Here is a 472-nt window from a genome sequence, read left to right on the forward strand (position 1 = left end):
TGTTAAAGACCACTTTTTTTGCATTTATTAATCTAGCTTCAGCTCCCAGAAACTCCCGTCGTAAGCAATTGTCTTCCAAACGCTAAAAACCAAGCATTTTTCAGACGCTTGCTACGCCTCCGTTTCTAAACGGTCGCTTCAGCCTTTTAATATGATGTCGTTGTTACTCCTATTTAGTTTTCAAGGTACAAAAATGGAGCCTAGCGGGATCGAACCGCTGACCTCCTGCGTGCAAGGCAGGCGCTCTCCCAGCTGAGCTAAGGCCCCTTTGAAAATAAGATGGTGGGCCTGAGTGGACTCGAACCACCGACCTCACGCTTATCAGGCGTGCGCTCTAACCAGCTGAGCTACAGGCCCATCTTTTTTTCATATTTATATAAAATAAAGAGAAATTGCTCTCTCAAAACTGAACCAAACAACCCAGTATGTTCCGAAATAGTTTAGCTTCAGCGATCGTTAAACGGTCGCCTAT

Annotated in this window: 2 tRNA genes; both read right to left on the reverse strand. The window is 44.9% G+C overall.

Annotated features, from left to right (window positions below):
• Positions 1–194: 194 nt before the first annotated feature.
• Positions 195–267: transfer RNA gene (locus WKU33_RS19015), tRNA-Ala, on the reverse strand.
• A 13-nt stretch (positions 268–280) separates the two neighbouring features.
• Positions 281–357 (reverse strand) — tRNA-Ile (locus tag WKU33_RS19020).
• Positions 358–472 lie beyond the last annotated feature (115 nt).

The sequence above is a fragment of the Oceanobacillus sp. HCA-5259 genome (genome assembly GCF_037892815.1).
Taxonomy (GTDB): domain Bacteria; phylum Bacillota; class Bacilli; order Bacillales; family Amphibacillaceae; genus Oceanobacillus; species Oceanobacillus indicireducens.